Annotated in this window: 17 protein-coding genes; 4 read left to right on the top strand and 13 right to left on the bottom strand. The window is 48.0% G+C overall.

Features of this window, described 5'->3' with window-relative positions:
* Positions 1–26 precede the first annotated feature (26 nt).
* The 5 genes from AB8996_RS01305 to AB8996_RS01285 form a co-directional block, all read right to left on the bottom strand.
* The gene (locus tag AB8996_RS01305; RefSeq protein ID WP_369297165.1) at positions 27–2,828 is read right to left on the bottom strand and encodes a hypothetical protein; all 2,802 of its coding nucleotides are present in this window, start codon (positions 2,826–2,828) and stop codon (positions 27–29) included.
* Between the two features lie 251 nt (positions 2,829–3,079).
* Positions 3,080–4,042 carry a tyrosine-type recombinase/integrase gene (locus AB8996_RS01300; protein ID WP_369297164.1) on the bottom strand — a complete coding sequence of 321 codons (963 nt, stop codon included), beginning with the start codon at positions 4,040–4,042 and terminating at the stop codon, positions 3,080–3,082.
* Between the two features lie 138 nt (positions 4,043–4,180).
* Positions 4,181–5,470, bottom strand: a complete 1,290-nt coding sequence (locus AB8996_RS01295) for a sensor histidine kinase (protein WP_369297222.1) — start codon at positions 5,468–5,470, stop codon at positions 4,181–4,183.
* 26 nt (positions 5,471–5,496) lie between these two features.
* Complete coding sequence (locus AB8996_RS01290; RefSeq protein ID WP_369297163.1) at positions 5,497–6,204, bottom strand: LytR/AlgR family response regulator transcription factor; 708 nt, start codon at positions 6,202–6,204, stop codon at positions 5,497–5,499.
* A gap of 25 nt (positions 6,205–6,229) precedes the next feature.
* The gene (locus AB8996_RS01285; protein ID WP_369297162.1) at positions 6,230–6,577 is read right to left on the bottom strand and encodes a helix-turn-helix domain-containing protein; all 348 of its coding nucleotides are present in this window, start codon (positions 6,575–6,577) and stop codon (positions 6,230–6,232) included.
* A 258-nt stretch (positions 6,578–6,835) separates the two neighbouring features.
* On the opposite strand from AB8996_RS01285, the gene AB8996_RS01280 reads away from it, so the two are divergent.
* Positions 6,836–6,991 (top strand): cyclic lactone autoinducer peptide, encoded by a 156-nt coding sequence (locus AB8996_RS01280; RefSeq protein ID WP_369297161.1) that lies wholly within the window; start codon positions 6,836–6,838, stop codon positions 6,989–6,991.
* Complete coding sequence (locus tag AB8996_RS01275) at positions 6,988–7,575, top strand: accessory gene regulator B family protein (RefSeq protein ID WP_369297160.1); 588 nt, start codon at positions 6,988–6,990, stop codon at positions 7,573–7,575. The genes AB8996_RS01280 and AB8996_RS01275 overlap by 4 nt, the downstream gene beginning before the upstream one ends.
* A 426-nt stretch (positions 7,576–8,001) precedes the next feature.
* On the opposite strand, the gene AB8996_RS01270 is transcribed toward AB8996_RS01275, so the two are convergent.
* From AB8996_RS01270 to AB8996_RS01235, 8 genes are all read right to left on the bottom strand, one after another.
* The gene (locus AB8996_RS01270) at positions 8,002–8,523 is read right to left on the bottom strand and encodes a hypothetical protein (RefSeq protein WP_369297159.1); all 522 of its coding nucleotides are present in this window, start codon (positions 8,521–8,523) and stop codon (positions 8,002–8,004) included.
* A 157-nt stretch (positions 8,524–8,680) separates the two neighbouring features.
* Entirely contained in the window at positions 8,681–9,145 is a 465-nt protein-coding gene (nrdR, locus tag AB8996_RS01265; RefSeq protein ID WP_369297158.1) for a transcriptional regulator NrdR, read from the bottom strand.
* Between the two features lie 95 nt (positions 9,146–9,240).
* Positions 9,241–10,023, bottom strand: coding sequence for a sugar phosphate isomerase/epimerase family protein (locus AB8996_RS01260; protein WP_369297157.1), 783 nt, complete (start codon positions 10,021–10,023; stop codon positions 9,241–9,243).
* A 203-nt stretch (positions 10,024–10,226) separates the two neighbouring features.
* Entirely contained in the window at positions 10,227–10,817 is a 591-nt protein-coding gene (locus tag AB8996_RS01255) for a hypothetical protein (RefSeq protein ID WP_369297156.1), read from the bottom strand.
* Positions 10,818–10,867: 50 nt separating this feature from the next.
* Positions 10,868–11,236 carry a hypothetical protein gene (locus AB8996_RS01250; protein ID WP_369297155.1) on the bottom strand — a complete coding sequence of 123 codons (369 nt, stop codon included), beginning with the start codon at positions 11,234–11,236 and terminating at the stop codon, positions 10,868–10,870.
* A 192-nt stretch (positions 11,237–11,428) separates the two neighbouring features.
* Complete coding sequence (locus tag AB8996_RS01245) at positions 11,429–11,830, bottom strand: hypothetical protein (RefSeq protein WP_369297154.1); 402 nt, start codon at positions 11,828–11,830, stop codon at positions 11,429–11,431.
* Between the two features lie 32 nt (positions 11,831–11,862).
* Complete coding sequence (locus AB8996_RS01240; RefSeq protein ID WP_369297153.1) at positions 11,863–12,321, bottom strand: hypothetical protein; 459 nt, start codon at positions 12,319–12,321, stop codon at positions 11,863–11,865.
* A 25-nt stretch (positions 12,322–12,346) separates the two neighbouring features.
* Positions 12,347–13,567, bottom strand: coding sequence for a hypothetical protein (locus AB8996_RS01235; RefSeq protein ID WP_369297152.1), 1,221 nt, complete (start codon positions 13,565–13,567; stop codon positions 12,347–12,349).
* A 654-nt stretch (positions 13,568–14,221) separates the two neighbouring features.
* Between AB8996_RS01235 and abc-f the strand changes: the two genes are divergently transcribed.
* Positions 14,222–16,156, top strand: a complete 1,935-nt coding sequence (gene abc-f, locus AB8996_RS01230) for a ribosomal protection-like ABC-F family protein (protein WP_369297151.1) — start codon at positions 14,222–14,224, stop codon at positions 16,154–16,156.
* A gap of 46 nt (positions 16,157–16,202) precedes the next feature.
* Complete coding sequence (gene mtaB, locus AB8996_RS01225; RefSeq protein ID WP_369297150.1) at positions 16,203–17,501, top strand: tRNA (N(6)-L-threonylcarbamoyladenosine(37)-C(2))-methylthiotransferase MtaB; 1,299 nt, start codon at positions 16,203–16,205, stop codon at positions 17,499–17,501.
* Positions 17,502–17,514 lie beyond the last annotated feature (13 nt).

Genomic DNA, 17,514 nt, shown 5'->3' with positions numbered 1-17,514 from the left:
CGCATAATTCCTAGCCTTTTTGGCTGTCAAGATAAAATTTTTCTGTTTTTGGTCCCTAATTTTTTTTGCCGAAACCGAATTCCGAAGAGTTCGATCTGTCCTTCGGAAAATGGCTCCAGCAGCGAGACCGGCTGTACCGATTTCTGAATCAGTTCGTAAAAAGAAGCATTCGCTGTACCGAACAAGGTATAAAACAGGTTGCGGGAAATATCCCGGTTTTCTTCTTCCTCCATGGCCTTCAGCAGGCGGTACATGGTGGAGGGGTTCATTCTGAGTTCGGCTATCCGGCAAACCATGGTTTTCTGAAGCTCTTGGGTGATGAAATATTTCTTTTCACGATCCATTTCCGCATCGTCCAGACTCCATACTGCCTGGATCTCTTTCTTATTCTCTTTTACCGCTGCCAGCACACGGTTGACCTGCCGGTAGTTCACTTTCGTACAGTCAGGGTTTGCCGACTTCAGGGTACTGGAAAAGGGGAGCAAATCTTCTTTTAGAATGGGACTGCGATAACGGTTCAAGGTGTGCTGCAAATAATCCATCGATGTTTTCCGGAATGCGTATTTCTTACGTTTGTTGTCATAATAGCCCTTGCTTTTTGCCAAGAACCCAAAGAAATTAGGCTTTATCTCACGACCCTTTCCATCACTTTCCCGATATTTCATTTTAATCCTTTTTAGTTCCGCCCCGCTGTCTATCGCATATTCTCGTTTTGCCTTGTCGATTTCAATATTCGACAAAACATCCAGAATGGAAATGTCATAATATAGGGGGCGAAGATCGCTGATAGGAATCCCGGAATTCACTCTGTCCCAAAAAAGCGAATTCAGCTCCTGGGACAGGTTTACGATTTCCCCGATTCGATTAACACTGGTGCGAGTGTCCAACTCAGCTTTTTCTGCCGGATTATACCGGCGGGTTATTTTCTTTGCTGGCACACAGCTTGTGGGAACGGCAAAGCTTCCGTAGTTCTTTTTCGCAGCTTGCAAAAGAATGGGCTCATCGGTGAGTAAAACGGAATCGGAATCAAAGTCGCATCCGGAAAGACGTGACAACAGGTTTTCCCCGATACTGTTGACGCAGACGATGGTGTCGGTCAGATTCAAATATCGGTCGATCTCTAAGTTGGGAAGGTTTGTAGCGATCCAGAGATTTCCCATGGTAATATGCGGAGAACGGCAGCCAAGGATCTCCTGCCCCGGCGCAAATCGCTTGGAATAAACGGTTCCTTTCCCAAGTTTAGATTCTCCGTCGAAGGTGCCAATCGCGCTTTGCAGCATTTCTATGGGATTTCCGCAAAGCGTGGAATAATTGCCATTGACCAGAATATGACCGCATCGCAAATTCCTTGTATACGCCTTTAGCGCCTCCGTTCTAAAGTCGTGATACAGCTTTGTATTTGTAAACGCTTCGTTGATTCCCAGAAGCTTGTACACGATACCATTTTTCGTCAGAATCGGGGTATCCTCCCATTCAATTCCCCTGTTCATACCCACATGGCATCGAAATACCGCCGGATCGGTTTTCAGTTTTTTCAGGTATTCTAAGGAAGGCCGCATTACGGTATCAATCTCTTCTTGCTTCAGGTGAAGTGTATTTAGCAGCTGATAATGCAGCTGTACCAGGCGCCCATCAAAAAAATGGGTGGGCTTATCGTACTTGACCACGCCGAAAGCGGGCTCCAGGGTATCCAGCCAATCCTCTAGGCTACCGAACTTCAAATATTTTATGCTGCTGGGGGTAGTAATCAGCAGGATCTGGGAAATCCACTTCGCCCTAGTCCGACCATGAAGCTGTGAAACATCAGTAATTCCGTTATCCCGGAACCATTTTTGGATATTGCAGTTAAAGCAGGCAGACTTAAACATACGGTTACGAAGCAAAACAAAACCCTGCCGGCGATACGCTCCCATGAGAGATGGGTCAATAAGTGATTGACCGTCAAAGATATTGTTGTCGATGGGAATCTCTTTTTCTTCTGCGGTAAGGTGCCCGTTTTCAAGTGTCACCGCAACTGCGTTATCGCGAAATTGGCTATGCTCATCGTCAATCACAAGGATATTTTCCGGCATGATCTCCAGCGTGCCTATCATGCTGCTCAAGGGCAGAGAAATGTAGGACTCCAGCGCGGCAAGATCTATCTCCTGGTTTTCCTCAATGCGAAGACCGCTTTTTTCCCACTCGTGCAGGGCAGGGTACAGCCTTTCGTCCACGAACAGGCATTTCCCCACCCGGCTGCTTCCAGCGCTTCTCTTGTATCTGACATAGCGCCTTCCGTCACACTGAAATCCATTTTCGTAGAGTTCCCGCCGAAGCTGTGCCACCGTTACTATCGTAGGCATATAGGGATTTGCCTGATATGTAGATGTATCGGCATCGTATCTGAAACAGGAGGTCAAAGCGCTTTCTTCCAGAGGGATTTTTACCGGCTCGTTCACCTTGACAGCACAAAGCTCCCCGTCTTTCAGGTATACGCCATCCTGCAGGGTCACCTCCTCTGAGGGAATGTCATACCGAACGTAAAGACCGCCACCAAAGGAATTGAATTTTTTCACACTGTAATGGAAGGTCAGATTGATAACACTTACCGTATAGTCCTTTTCGTTTTCCCGTATAATAAAGTTCCCATTTGGATATGTCTGGTGGAACGCCTTTTGCAGTTCCTGTGATTCTAAACTAAAGTCCAGCATGCTGCTGAATTTCAGTCTCTTGATGGAGCCATCTGCATTTCTGATGCCATATCCGCTCTTGTTGTTGGAGTTTTCCTGCTTACTAAGCCAAATGTCCTTTGCATCTACAGATAAGATGCCGATACCCTGTTGCGCCATAGCTTACCTCTCTATCAGAAAAAAGTGAAAAGGAAAGCTCTTTATAAGCAATTCCTTTCCGTCTCCGTCATTTCAAACAGTGCAAAGAAAGGGGAGATAGATAGAGAATACAACATTATCCTGCATGTTTTTTTGATAACCCGCTTTTTTTCGTGGCAATTTTTCCAAAAATGCGGATAAAAAAACCACCTACACAAAAATAGGTGATTTTTTTCTTATCTTTCTCTTGACTTTTTACGGATAATGTTGTATTAACCTGCAAATAAAGTCAAAAGATTCCTAGGGTGCTTGGTCGCCATAATCTGGCGTTCCTTGGTACAGCTAACGGTCGTGTATATTTCGGTTGTGCGGATAGAGCTGTGGCCCAGCAGAGTTTGAATATAGCGGATATCGACCTCCTGTTCCAGCATAAGAGTGGCAAATGTGTGACGAATTACATGAGGGGTGGTCTTACCCGGTATCCCTGATTCCCGGGCATATTTTGATACCATATTCCGTACCGACTGTTGGGACAGCGGCATTTTTCGCTGATTATAAAAAAGATATCCCTGATTTTCGATTAAGTCAGAATAGAGAGCGATGTGCTTTTCCAGCGCCATGATCACTTCCCGATTTTCAAGGGGAATAATCCTCTCCTTGTTCCCTTTTCCTAAAACCCGAATTGCGCCTGGATGAGTTTGATAATTCTCCCGTCTTAAAGCACATAGCTCAGATACCCGAATACCCGTTGCAAACAGCAATTCCAATACAGCAACGTTTTGAACACTGACCTTATACGCTGGTTTACGCCTATCCGCTTCCCGTTGCCTTCGATATGCTGTATTCAGGATCTGCTCCATTGAAGCCAGGGGAAGATATTGAGGGATCTGTTTGATCTGTTGTATCTTTGTATTTACCTTACGAAACGGATCACTATCTATGACTTCCTCAAATTCCAGCCACCTGCAAAACGCATGAACCGATGCCATTTTTCGCTTTACTGTACGCGGCATATATTTTTCATTGAGCGCCCTACAAAACCGATTCAAGGTTTCCTTGGAGAGAATAGGGCCACCATTTGATTGCAATTCCAGAAATTGGCATAGATCAATTCTATACCCCTTCATTGTCGCTGCACTGAGCTTCTTCTGCTTTTCACAAAAAGTGAGATATTCTCGAACCAGTGACTCTATGTCCAAGCCTTCAGCTTCTTCCGCAATGTTTTTTGACGTCATGTACTTAGTAAAGATTCTATTTCCTTTACACTACAAAAACAAGACGTGTTGCACGGAAAGACGGAAAATAGCAGTTTTTGGGTAAAAAGAAGGCGAATGTCTCGTTCCTCGAGAGAATCACCTTCTTTTCCCACCTTCTTAATTTTCAGCTGGAATCATTAGAGTAGTATGAAAAGTATGAGCGTCAGAATCGTAATATTGCTGTATAAAACCATGGTACTTTTTCATCACCCGTTGAACGCTTTTTAGCCCTATCCCATGATGCTCATTATCCGTTTTTTGAGTAATATATTTTCCATCTTTTCCTTCAGTGGGAGATATGCCGCAAGTATTTGTCAATATAAGCGCGAAAACCTTCTGGGGCTGCCTTATTTCGATACTAAGATCGATTTCAGCGCGCTCAGACGCTTCTGACGCTTCTACTGCATTGCTTAATAAATTGCCCAGTAAAGCGGTAACATCTGACCCGTCCATGAAGTCTGTAGTGCCATTTCCTATATTGGCGCAGAATAAGATGTTCCTTTCCTCACAAATGCCAGCATAATGTACGAGTATCGCATTGAGAACAGAGTTTTCACAATACACCATTTTTTTGCGGAGGGCGGGCATCTCTTCAAGTTCCGTAATATACTTTATGGATTCCAAATCCTGCTGCTTATCTGCGATCTGTCGCAGAATTTCCAAATGATTCCGAATATCATGAATCAACACCCGTTGGTCCTCATAATGCTCTTTTAGCAATTTGTAGTATTCCCTATCGGATTTTCCTTTCTGCCGCATAAGCTCAAGAGACAGATATTCCTTATTCAGGTTCTGAACATATTGGTACGCCACAAAAACCAAGATATTTGAGACAAAGAAGAGTATAGAACAGACTATCATGATCCCCGCCGCTCGTGGAGTCATATCCACTGTAACACTGAGGTAATACAGAAAAAGAAGTAATAAAAGGGACGAAACAAAGAAGCTGCCCAAAAACAGGTACACTGCTTTTGTATTGGGTTTACGCTTCTGTCTCCTCATTGTGATTGCGGCGCATACCTTCGCTGCAATGAGATATGTCAGCTTACTCATAATAAACAGAATGATCCTTACAACATCGCTGGACAGGTATAAAGTAAAATCGTCAAAAATAATTCCCAACGGGAAAAGAATCAACAACTCGCTCAGAGTCATAATGCAGCTTAATAGAACAGAATGAAAAACTGCACGCCTCCATGAACAGGAATAGCAGAGCAAAAGGATAGAAAAGTTGACAATTGTAAAAATACTTGTATTGATCCAAGCAATTGACGCCGACACTTGAAATACCAGAGAAGCTGCTCCATATCCAATAAAAAAGATCAAAAAAGTTCTTCCCTTCCTGGTCCTCCTTTCGGCTATGGCGGAAAAATACTGCCAGGCAATCAATGCTTCCACAAGATACACCAAAGCAAAATACAACCTATCATTTATCACTTTGACCCCTCCAAATACAGCATATAGGAATTCTTAAAGCTCTGGTAGTTTCGCTTTGTCAAATAGGCAGTATAGCGCCTTTCACTTGAAACTGTTAAAAAGACCAGATCTCTGGAAAAGGAGGACACATATCTCATATTCACAATAAAGCTTCGGTGTGTTTTATAGAAGCTTCCTAATTCCAGAAGCTTGTCCCAATATTTAATCGGGCGTATGGAACTGATATCTTCGCTTTCTGTATGAATCATAACACGACGGCCAGTAACTTCTACCAATACTATCCCGTCCGCATATTTGGTGATCACCCCATCGTGCGTTTCTATCATGACTGGTTCCGTGTCCACGGTATTTTGGCGGATCGCTTCACCCAAATTCCGAAATAATCTCTTTTTATCTATCGGCTTTGACAAATAGCGGAAAACCTGAAATTTCATCGCCTCGTCCAAATAGTCAGAAAAAGAGGTCAAAATAATGATTTTTGCGTACCGGTTTTTCTTCTTCAAGGCATTCCCTATGTAAATCCCGCTACGCCCCGGCATCTCAACGTCTAAAATAGCAATGTCCACCCGTTCCTCTCTGGATAAAAGCGCTTCTCCGTTTATGTACGAAGCAATTTCATATCCTTTCAAATGAGCTTTATGAAAATATTCGTTTAGATACCTTTCCAAAATTGCAAGGATTTGCTCATCGTCATCACATATCACTATTCTCACGCCATCATTCCTTCTTTCAAATTGTGATATCACTTTTTGGGTGGGATTTTCGATTTAGAAGCATACGCACAAACTGTTCCACAAGTTCAACATCATCTTCATCACACAATCGGAGATTTTCCATAATATTTAGAGGAACATTGTTGGAATGCATGGTGCCTTCCAGCAGATAATCCGGTGTAACCTGTAGAACATTACAGATTTTTACAAATAGGGGAAGACTGGATAGAGTCCTGCCTCGTTCAACACCTGAAAGGTGATTATTGCTGATTTCCAAAATTTCTGCAACCTGAGTTTGCTTTAATCCCAACTCATTCCGCCTTTTGGCGATTCGTCTTCCCACTTCAGTACTGTCAAATTCCACAGACATTCCTCCGCTCTTTTCTTACATACTATCAATAATATATGGCGATGTTAACCAATTTTCACCGCATAATTCTGTAGTATATATAAACGGAGAAACTTTTTGTAAATTTTAGGGATTTTTTCGTTTTAAGATAAAATTTGAGGCTGTTTTTGTATCTTTTCCCCCACTTCTATCACAAAACTGTTGTTTTGCCACTTTCCTCTATGTAATTATGGTAAAACATGGTAGAATTCAGAAAAAAGGAGATGTGTACTAATGTTAAATTTGAAATTCCATTCTAAGAAGCTTGCCGTTGCCCTCATGACTTTCCTTTCGGCCGTTTTGTTTGTAAACGCAAATACCGTATCGTCAACCGTGATCTATCAGCCTGAAGCCCCAAAGGAGTTAAACCGCTTCAGCATAATCAAATGATCCTGCAGGTATCGAGGAAGATCACTAATTGGCTTTCAAATTCAGGCGCAATTGCGGAAAGTGACCGTCTCATTTATGAATACGGAGTTTTTTGTGTACTTTTTAATCTATTCCCAATTGCTCTGGCACTAATTATTGGGTGTTTTTTTCACATCCCCGTGGAATCCCTCTTATTCATTTTTCCATTTTGGATAATACGGAAATTCTGCGGGGGCTTTCACTTCAAGTCACCTGTTGTCTGCACTTTCGTTTCAACTGCGCTATTTGCCTTTTTCCTTTTTGGGATCCGGCTTGTAATTCAGTTATCGCTATACTGGACAGTAACAGTATGCGTTCTTGTAGCCTTGATCCCAATTTCTGCTTTTAGCCCTATTGACTCAGAAAGCCGACGGTTGACTCAAAAAGAGAAAAAGGTGTTCAGAAAAGTAGCTATCACCTTGGCAACTGGCTTTGCATTGGTGTATTTTGTTTTCTTGATGCTGCAACACTATACGATTGCCGTACCCATAGGTGCAAGTTTAGTATTTACGGCTCTGTTACAGCTGCCATGCTTATTTGTATCACTCCATCAAAACCACCAGTAGCACTGGTGGTTTGCACTTCTCGCCTGCTGTATGCCTGATTCTATCCTCTGTTTTATTAAAAATGACCTCCTTTGTTCTTGGTAATGCGGTTGCCAAACCTTTACCACATTATACCTGGGAGGTTATTTCTTTTGCTCCGTTTTTTTACTTTCCCCCGGTTGAACCGGGGGTTCTTTGGCGCTGAAGTTTGCCAAAAAACAAACGCTCCAACTGCAATAGCTGGAACGTCTGTTTCAGAATAAGTAATATAGTTTTTCGCGTGCGGAGCAAGCTTAATGCTTGTCCCGTGGATCACCTTCTCTGTAGCGCGAAGTGAAAATGGGCGTAATTATAGAAAATGCGCGAAGTGATTGAATGACTGAGAATATTTATGCATTCAATTATCTCGCCACAAAAACGAGCAACTTGATATCAAGCTGCTCGTTTTCAATATCTAGTGCATTTAGTTTGACCGCTATACCACATCTGCTGTTTCCATTTGTACTCAGCGACCTGCACCGTTGCTTTGGGCAGAACGGTGGAATCCTGGGGCTCGCAGGTGTCCTCGCACTGATCGGAGGAGAACATCTTCACGTTGCCCTCGCTGCCGTACAGCACTACCTTCTTGTTGAAGATGGATACACCGCTGACGGGGACGGGACATGACGCGGCGCCGCCGAACAGCTCTACCGATACGTCGAAGAAAAAGGTCATATCCACGGAATAAAAGCCCTTGTTAAAGGGAATGGGCTGCAGGTCCAGATACACCGTGATGACGCTTACGTCCTTGATCCTCACGTTCGTGGCGTTGTCCACCAATGCCTGCCGGTCCGCGGGGAACAGCACCCTTATGTCTTCCAGGCAGTCTTTGTCGCTGCAGGAATCGTAGATTCGCATGGCGTCGATACAGACCGCTTCCTTGAAATAATCCCGGCAATCGAATTCGGGAGTGCCTTCGTTTTCGGGCATGAAATCTCCTCCTTTGAATCGTTGCGGCGTCACAGGGCTTCCGCCGGTTTTCCCGCAGAACGTAACGCTGCTTTCTTCCCATTGTATGAAGCAGCGGGGAATTTGGGTACAAAAAGCAGCCCTTCGTTTGCACAAAGGGCCGCTTTTTCTGCGTTGCTTAAAGCTCCTTTTTGTTGCTGATGATCTTGCTCAGCTCTTCCATAAAGCTGTTGATGTCCTTGAACTGGCGGTACACCGAGGCAAAGCGCACATACGCCACCTCGTCCACGGTCTTCAGCTTCTCCATGGCGTAAGTGCCGATCCGCTGGGAAGAAACCTCTCTGTCCAGAGAATTCTGGAGCAGGTTTTCGATCTCGTCCACAATGCGTTCCAGCGTGTCCACGGAAACCGGGCGCTTTTCACAGGCGCGCAGCAGACCGTTCAGCAGCTTGTTGCGGTCAAAGGTTTCACGGGACTTATCCTTTTTAATGACCACAATGGGTACGCTTTCGATGATCTCGTAAGTAGTAAAGCGTTTGCCGCACTTCAGGCACTCGCGGCGGCGGCGGATACGCTCCCCCTCGTCGGTAGGGCGGGAGTCAATAACGCGGCTTTCCGTATAGCCGCAAAAAGGACATTTCACGGACGGACACCTCCTGAAAACTCATTAAACCTATTATATTTTATTTATTATACAATACAAGATGTAGAAAAAGCAAGAAATTTTGAGAAAAAGCTTTAGAAAAATACCCCTTCCACCCTGTTTCGGGCAGTTTCCAGTTCCGACGGGTCGGAAAAATTCTGCCGATACACCTCGGTGACTACCGTTCCCTGATAAGAAAGTCCCTCCAGCACCTGCCGAAAAGCCGGAAAGTCAAAGGTTCCCATGTCCGGCAGCAGGCAGGGCTTTCCCGCGGCGCAGTCGCTCAAATGGACATGGGCAAGGCGGCTGCCCATAGCGGCTGCCATGTCCACCACCGCACAGCCTGACATTCTGCACTGCTTCACGTCCAGTACAAAGGCGCAGTCCTCCTGCAAATAGTCCCGCATACCGCGGATAAATCCCGGCGAGCTGCTCCGATGGTGCCGCACATTTTCCTGGGCAGGTCTTGCCCCGGTGGGGAGCAAAACCCGGGTCAGCTCTCCGAACCGCTGCCAGTATTCTTCGTCGGAAAGCTTGCCGTGCCCCTGGGGCTGTCCGTGGATCACCACATATTCCCCGCCCAGGTACGCCGCCGCTTCCCCGTATTTTTGATAGAGACGGAAGCCCTCCTCCGTCCGGCGGGAATAGTCGCCGAACAGCAGCAACGATTCTAACGGACTGGTAAAGGGGTGCACCGAGCAAAAAGTGGCGCCAAAAGCGTCCGCCCGTCTCTTCAGTTCCCGAAGGAAAGGGCGTTCAATTTCTTCAAAGGAATTCAAAAACACCTCGAACCGCCGGTATCCCAGGGAGAGCAGCAGCTCAAGCGCCTGCTCCGTCTCCATGGGGTACAGGCAGGCAGTGCTAACCCCTGTTTGCATAAAATCTCCCCCTGTTTTTTCTTATCATACTCCACATTTTGAAAAGCCGCAAGCGCTTCGGGAAATTCCGCAAGATCCTTCGCTTATCCCGCAAAAAAGGAGAGGTTTCCCTCTCTTTTCCGCAGTTGCCCAAGGGATAGGAGCCCTTGGGCTTATATTTTTTGGCAATAAATTCAAGTTTGTGGGTTTGGGTGTGTTTTTTCTTAAAACCCCAAAAATGTTCCGTCCAGAAGCTTTGCTTCTATTCCCATGAACCGGGAAAAATATTCCGGGTCACCGTAGTACCATACCTCGCCGATATGCACCCGGTTTTTTTGAATCGTCATACCTAAGCTTTTGTCTTTCTGTTTGGTGTACAGTACCAAACAACATTCCGATTCTGTTCCATAGTTCATATGGCGGTAATCCGGTCCGGGAGCAGTGAGAGAATATCGAAAGGAGTTAAGATATTCCACGATTTCTTCTATTTCATCTCTGCTTTCAAACTCGTATCTTGGCATCAACAATCCTTTTGGAGTTTCCGGGTTCGCTTTGATACGTTCTTGAAACTTTTCCACGTCTACATTGCCTGTATACTCGATTTCTGTAATTTCCGAAGCGTCCAAATCGAAAATTCTGCGTTCCAAAGGTGCAAAGGTGGTAAATTCCACCGGGCGAGGAATCACGTATTTCTGGTAGATGATGTTTCCCAGTACGATCCCCAGCAGGGCAAGCTCGACAAAGACAAACACAGCAAGAACCACCCATAGGGCAATGCGTTTCCCGTTGCGCCTTTTCCGTGGTGTGGAAATCATGGAGTTTCCCTCCCTTTTTTCTTTGATACCATGCAGGGCAGAGCGGGCAGCTAAGAAGATATCTTGATATTGCTTATCACCAAGTCCATCACTTCATTAAAATATTCGGGCTTGCCATAATACATCCTGCCGTTCACATACAAAGAACTCATATCGTCACTGATTATAAATTTTCGCCCGGTTCTTCGAGGACTGTCGGAATAATAAAACGCAAGAAGAAGTCCCCCGCCGGGATATCTGGGATAATCCACAGCATACTCGTAGCGAAATTCACGTAAAATCTGGCAGATTTTCACCGCTGCTTCCGGGTCTGCTACTACGCCGCCATCGGTACGAAGCTCCACGATCCCCTCGGGGCTCAATGTGTGAAGCTCCCGCAGTTCCCCCTTCTTCCAGCTTGTAAAACCGCTGATACACAATGAAAACCGCCAGACAGCAGAGTGCGATAATAAAAATTCGCTTCATGATAGCTGCTATATTGCTTCCATTCGCTTTTTTCACTGATAGCACCTCAATAAAATTCGACTTCCCAATCATATTCTCTTGGCGCAACGCACCCGCAGGAAATGCTCACCGGGTCTGAAAAATGTTACGGCGCTTTTGCAAGACGGCTAATCCACGTAACCGCAGAGGGAGGACATTGTGATTCTGTCACCGCCATACCAGACCCCGTCGATCAGAAACCCTTCGCTGCTGATCAGGTAGCTTTCCCACCGCCAACCGTTATGGATACGGATTATACGCGATTTTTGACGTTCTTCGTCAGTAGGAGAAGCAGAAGCATAGGAATATCTGTACTGATTGAGGTCGTTGATGACCCATTTCAGAGCTTCATCATCCTGGATCACTACCTGTTTCCCGGTGGCGGGGTCCTCAAACTCTATGGCAGAAACCAGCTTTCCGGAGAAACAGAATATCTGCCCGGGCTCCTTTTGGCTTTGCCGCCACAGCCGCACACAGCCGAAAGCTGCCGTGCAGATCGCTGCCATCGTGAAAAGTACGGAGAATGTCAAGCACAGTCGGGAGGTCCTTGTTTTCATCAAGCTCACTCCTTTGTTTGGAATCCCGCCAGTTCTATCAGAGCCTTTAGGGGGCTTTGGTCGCTGATGTACGAGGTCAATCCTCTCTGGAGCTTATTTTCCTCAAAATAAAACGTGGTAGATACAGCGGAATATTCCGTTTCTGAAACGCTTTGCAGATGAAAGGAATATTCCGCTCTGGTTCTGTCCAGCCAGTCTTGAGAAAACATAGATTGATATCGAAAGCTTTCCAGGCAGGACAGCGCTTTGTCCAGCTCCTCCCCTGTAAGCTCTACGGAACCGCCGAACTTTATCCCCGTTATGGCGTCCTTGCGGAAGCGAAAGAATTGTCCCGGTTCTAAGGGCAGCTTTTGCATCAGGAGCGTGCTTGGACAGCAGAGCAGCGACAGCCCGACGGCGAAAAGGAAGATATCCAGCAGGAAAAGTGAAATCAGCTTGTTTTTTGTCATTTTGATATGCTTCATATTTCGGTCCTCCATCCATCACAAATCAATTGTAAAACTTCACTTCCCAATAAGGCGTTGAACCATACCCTGTATCCAGTTGACTTGCGTCAATATATCGTGGAGTAACTACATAACCATCGCAGATTTTGATAAAGGCTCTCGCCTTGTTGGTTTTTGTATTATAAATATTGGTATAAGCGTACCCGACTACGTCATGAGGGACTTCACCGGAACCATACTCCCATAACATTATGTACATCAAGCGGTCTGCTGTGGTTGCATTGACTATATTTTCATAAGTTACTTCATATGACCCAAAGGTCTTGATTTTTGTACCCGGTGCGATGCCAAATTGCCGGAAGGATGCCTCAATAAACTTATTTGCGGTGGCACCTTTCGTTCCGCCCTTTGAAGAATTTATATAATAATTCGGAGAAGCTGTTTTGCTGGCTGCAATTACCTTTTCGAATATTTCGCCGTAGGATTTGTTGATTAAGGACGAATTTCCGTATTTTTTACCATACATTTTCAAAATATTTGTAATCGCTACGGGACCGCAATGATTATAGTAATGAACCCCCTTATAATTTTCAAATAAACTAACTCTAGCGGAACTGGTGTAGTTTTCCCAATAGTTGGCGTAATCCTTACATTTCCACGTGCCGCCGTATACATTTTGGGCGTAAACATATGGGTCGGAAATATAATCCCCGATCGCCCCGTTATCCTGCGGTGAGATGCCCTGCTCCAAGGAAGCGGAAAGCCGGTTCCGTTCCTCAATGGCTTCCGCCAGTGCCACGGGAACATTTTCCGGGCTTCGCTGATCCATCAATTGGCAGGACAGCTCCGCCCTTGGAACTTCCGCCCCCTCCGCGCTGACTACGGTTGCCCCGCCGTTATCGGCAAAATACGCCAGTGCCCCCGTATGAATGATTTTGGTATCCTCGTTCAGCGGAAGCTCCTCATATACCGGCTCGGCTTCGTCCGCCCATTCCATGATCAGGCTGGGGGCGTCGGCATAGGCGGAGATCACAAGATAGCCGTCCGTCAGCCTTGCCGTGTAGCTTACCACATTCTCCCCTGTTTCATCATACATGGGAACGATTTCCGTAACGGCAGTATCGGCATTCCAGATGGTCGTGCCGCTTTCCGCCATGTCGCGGATAAAGAACTCGGCGATATACTGCGCCGCTTCCTCGGAAATGAATACGTCTGTATCCGTTATTTCCGGCTGGGTGACTGTTTCTGCCTTAGCAGGAATCATACTGGTACAAATTAACAGCGCCGCTGTCAAAATCCAGGAACAAATTCTTTTTATGGTTTTCTTCTTTTTCATATTCTGATCCTCTCTGCTCCTTTTGGAGCGGGTGTTTTTCGTTTTTTCTTTCTTTTCGGAACAGTCCGGGAACAAGGACAGGAAAAGCCCCTAGTTCCAAGTTTTTCCGCTTGCAATTTCCGCAAAGGTATCGTATAGTCAGCTTGTCTATAGTATCCCGAGCGCCGGAAGCGATTCCGGCGGGTGTCCAGCCCTTCGGTTTACTATAGATTTTTTATTTTCTCCCTCCTTTCCGTATAGCACAGCTTCCCAACCGTTTCCGGCATTCCCCCTTTCGCAGAATATCATGCAGAAAAGCTAAGCGCTCTTGCATGAAATAAATAATAATTTTTCAATTACCTTTTGTTTTAAGTATATCCCATACCAAGGGTGATGTCAAGAAAAAATTGAAAAACTGGGAAATCCGTTCCTGTCAAAATAAGCAGGTTCCTGCCATTTTCGCTGCCGCCCTGAGGGCAAAGCAGTATCCTCCAATACCCGCTTGCGAAACACACGGTTTTCCCGTATAATATAGCTTGAAAAAACAGGCAGAGGGCGAAAGCCGCTTTGCCGGGCAAAATTCAAGTTAGGATTGAACGAACTATGGCTATTTTGACCGTGAACGATATTTCCCTGAGCTTTGGGGAAACCGTGATTTTGGAAAACATCACCTTTGAAATGCAGCGGGGTGAGCGCATCGGGCTGGTGGGCGTCAACGGCAGCGGGAAAACCACGCTGTTCAAGGTGCTGACCGGGGAATACACCCCCGACAGCGGCGCGGCGGTATTTTCCAAAGAGACCGCGCTGGGCTACATGGAGCAGCACGTCTGCCGGGATTTTCAAAAGACGGCTTTGGAGGAAGTCCTGACCGTTTTTACCCCGCTGCTGCAAATGGAACGGGAGCTGGACGACCTGAGCCGGCTGCTGTCCCAGGAACCGCCGGAGGACGAGCTGGAAAAGCTGATCCTCCGCCAGACGGAGTTAAACGACCGCTTTGTAGACGGCGGCGGGCTGACCTGCCGGGCAAGGGCAAGAAGCGCCCTGATCGGGCTGGGCTTCACGGAGGAACAGCTCCACAACCGGGTGGGCGTTTTAAGCGGCGGGCAGAAGGCAAAGCTGCAGCTCGCCAAAATGCTGCTGGGCGGGGCGAACCTGCTTCTGCTGGACGAGCCCACCAACCATCTGGATATCAACGCCGTGGAATGGCTGGAGGATTTCCTGAAAAACTACAGCGGCTCCTACATCGTCATTTCCCATGACCGCTACTTTCTGGACAAGATGACCGAGCGCACCCTGGAGCTGCAGTCCACCCATCTGGAGTCCTATAAGGGAAATTACACCCGGTATCTGGCGTTAAAAGAGGAAAAGCGCCTTGCCATGGAGCGGGTCTACGAGAACACCCAGAAGGAGATCAAGCGCATTGAGGGCATTATCGAGCAGCAGCGGCGGTGGAACCAGGAGCGGAACTATGTGACCATTGCCAGCAAGCAAAAGGCCATCGACCGCCTGGAAGCCACGCTGGAAAAGCCGGAACGGGACCCCTCTTCCATTCGGTTCCAGTTCCACGCCAGCCGCCGCAGTGGAGACGACGTACTCACCGCCGAGGAGCTTTCCCTTTCCTTTGACGGCGGCGCGCCCCTGTTCCAAAATGTGAATTTGGAGATCAAGCGGGGAGAAAAGATTTTCCTCATCGGTCCCAACGGCTGCGGCAAGACCTCCCTGTTCAAAATCCTGCTGAACCAGTACCAGCAGGACACGGGCACCGTGCGGATCGGCACGGGAGTGGATATCGGCTATTATGAGCAGTCCCAGCTGAGCCTTCACGACGAAAAAACGGTGATCGACGAGATCTGGGACCTGCACCCCCGCATGACCCAGACAGAGGTGCGCAGCGCGCTGGCGGTGTTCCTCTTTCAGGGGGAGGACGTGTTCAAGCCCGTGGGCGGGCTTTCCGGCGGCGAACGGGCGCGGGTGCTGCTGTTGAAGCTCATGCTGTCCAAGGCGAACTTCCTGCTGCTGGACGAACCCACCAACCATCTGGACATCGGCTCCTGCGAAGCGTTGGAGGACGCACTTTCTGGCTATGACGGCACCCTGTTCGTGGTCTCCCACGACCGCTACCTCATCAACAAGCTGGCGGATAAGGTATATGTGCTGGATAAAAACGGCGCCACGCTGTACCACGGAAATTACGACTACTATCTGGAAAAACGGGAAACCCAGCAGGCGCAGGAGGAGCAGGGCGCCGAGCCGAAGGTAAATCTCTACAAGCTGCGGAAGGAGCGGGAAGCCGAGGTGCGGAAGAAGAAATCCGCCCTTGCCCGGTTAGAGGGAGAGATCGAGGAAAACGACAGCGCCATTGCCGCACTGGAAAAAAAGCTGGAAGCCCCGGAGATCGCGGCGGATTATCAGGCAATCACCGAAGTCTCTGAAGAGCTTTTCTCCCTGCGGGAGCGGGCGGAAGCCCTGCTGCTGGACTGGAGCAGGCTCTCCGAGGAGCTGGAAGCGCTGACAGAACAGCAGACGGTTGAAAATTGATCTGCCGTTTTCCAGGAAAAAAGTCAGAACAGGAAAGGGTCGCGTCATGAAAGTAAAATTTTACACCTTGGGCTGCAAGGTGAACCAATACGAATCGGAAGCCATGCTGGAAGCCATGCTGCAGGGGGGCTTTCAGGAAGCCGGCGACGGGAAGACTGCCGATGTGGTGGTGGTAAATTCCTGCGCCGTCACGGCTACAGGGGCGCAGAAAGCCCGGCAAACGCTGCGCCGGGCAAAAAAGCAGAACCCCGGGGCGGTGATGGTGCTGACCGGGTGCTGGTCTCAGGCATTCCCGAAAGAAGCGGAGGAGTTTTTGGACGCGGATATCGTGCTGGGTACGAAAAACCGCTCTGCCCTGCTGCCCCATGTGCTCCGCTATCTTTCCGACAAACAGCGCATTGTGGACATTCCTCCCCATGAAGCCGGGGACAAATTTGAAAAAATGGAGGTGTCCGCTTTTCACGGGCGCACCAGGGCTTTTTTGAAAATCGAGGACGGCTGCAACCGCTTTTGCTCTTACTGCATTATCCCCTATGCCCGGGGGCGGGTGCGCTCCAAACCGCTGGAGGATATCCGGGCGGAGGTACATAAGCTTGCCGCCCACGGCTATCGGGAAGTGGTGCTGACGGGGATCAACCTGCCGGCGTACGGGCAGGACCTGGGCTTGCACCTCTGCGACGCGGTGGAGACCACCTGTGAGGAACCGGGCATTCGGCGGGTGCGGCTGGGCTCTTTAGAGCCGGAGCAGCTGACGGAGGACGTGATCGCCCGGCTGCAAAGGCAGGAAAAGCTTTGCCCCCAGTTCCACCTTTCCCTGCAAAGCGGCTGTAACGCCACCCTGCGCCGCATGAACCGCCATTATACCGCCGGGGAATACAGGCAGATCGTGCAGAACCTGCGGGCGGCTTTTCCCAATTGCGCCATCACCACGGACATTATGGTGGGCTTTGCCGGGGAAACGGAAGAGGAATTTCAGGAATCCCTGAAATTTGCCGAAGAGATCGGCTTTGCCAGGGTCCACGTGTTTGCCTATTCCCGCCGTCCGGGCACGAAAGCCTATAATGCGCCGGGGCAGGTGCCGGAAAAGGTGAAGGAGGAGCGCAGCCGCCGAATGATCGAAGCCACCGCCGCCACCCAGCGGGCGTTTTTGGAAGCGCAGGTGGGCAGGACCGAGGAAGTGCTTTTTGAACAGCCGGTGGCGGAAAATGTGTACGAGGGCTATACCGGGAACTACACCCCTGTGCGGGCGGCTTCCGCCGTGCCGCTTCACGGGCAGCTCCTGCCGGTGAAGCTGACAAAGGCAGATGAACCATTCTGTTTGGGCGAAATCGACAAATTTTTCTAAATCCTGAAATTGC

It is taken from the genome of uncultured Neglectibacter sp. (genome assembly GCA_937958185.1).
GTDB lineage: Bacteria > Bacillota > Clostridia > Oscillospirales > Acutalibacteraceae > Acutalibacter.
Note: the sequence above shows the minus strand (reverse complement) of the source record. Positions and strands in the feature narration are given on the sequence as shown.

Bases quoted from the DNA above. Each gene is read 5' to 3' on its own strand.
- AB8996_RS01305 (WP_369297165.1), bottom strand. From the start codon at position 2,828: ATGGCGCAACAGGGTATCGGCATCTTATCTGTAGATGCAAAGGACATT.
- AB8996_RS01300 (WP_369297164.1), bottom strand. From the start codon at position 4,042: ATGACGTCAAAAAACATTGCGGAAGAAGCTGAAGGCTTGGACATAGAG.
- AB8996_RS01280 (WP_369297161.1), top strand. From the start codon at position 6,836: ATGTTAAATTTGAAATTCCATTCTAAGAAGCTTGCCGTTGCCCTCATG.
- AB8996_RS01275 (WP_369297160.1), top strand. From the start codon at position 6,988: ATGATCCTGCAGGTATCGAGGAAGATCACTAATTGGCTTTCAAATTCA.
- AB8996_RS01270 (WP_369297159.1), bottom strand. From the start codon at position 8,523: ATGCCCGAAAACGAAGGCACTCCCGAATTCGATTGCCGGGATTATTTC.
- AB8996_RS01260 (WP_369297157.1), bottom strand. From the start codon at position 10,023: ATGCAAACAGGGGTTAGCACTGCCTGCCTGTACCCCATGGAGACGGAG.
- AB8996_RS01255 (WP_369297156.1), bottom strand. From the start codon at position 10,817: ATGATTTCCACACCACGGAAAAGGCGCAACGGGAAACGCATTGCCCTA.
- AB8996_RS01240 (WP_369297153.1), bottom strand. From the start codon at position 12,321: ATGAAGCATATCAAAATGACAAAAAACAAGCTGATTTCACTTTTCCTG.
- AB8996_RS01235 (WP_369297152.1), bottom strand. From the start codon at position 13,567: ATGATTCCTGCTAAGGCAGAAACAGTCACCCAGCCGGAAATAACGGAT.
- abc-f (WP_369297151.1), top strand. From the start codon at position 14,222: ATGGCTATTTTGACCGTGAACGATATTTCCCTGAGCTTTGGGGAAACC.
- mtaB (WP_369297150.1), top strand. From the start codon at position 16,203: ATGAAAGTAAAATTTTACACCTTGGGCTGCAAGGTGAACCAATACGAA.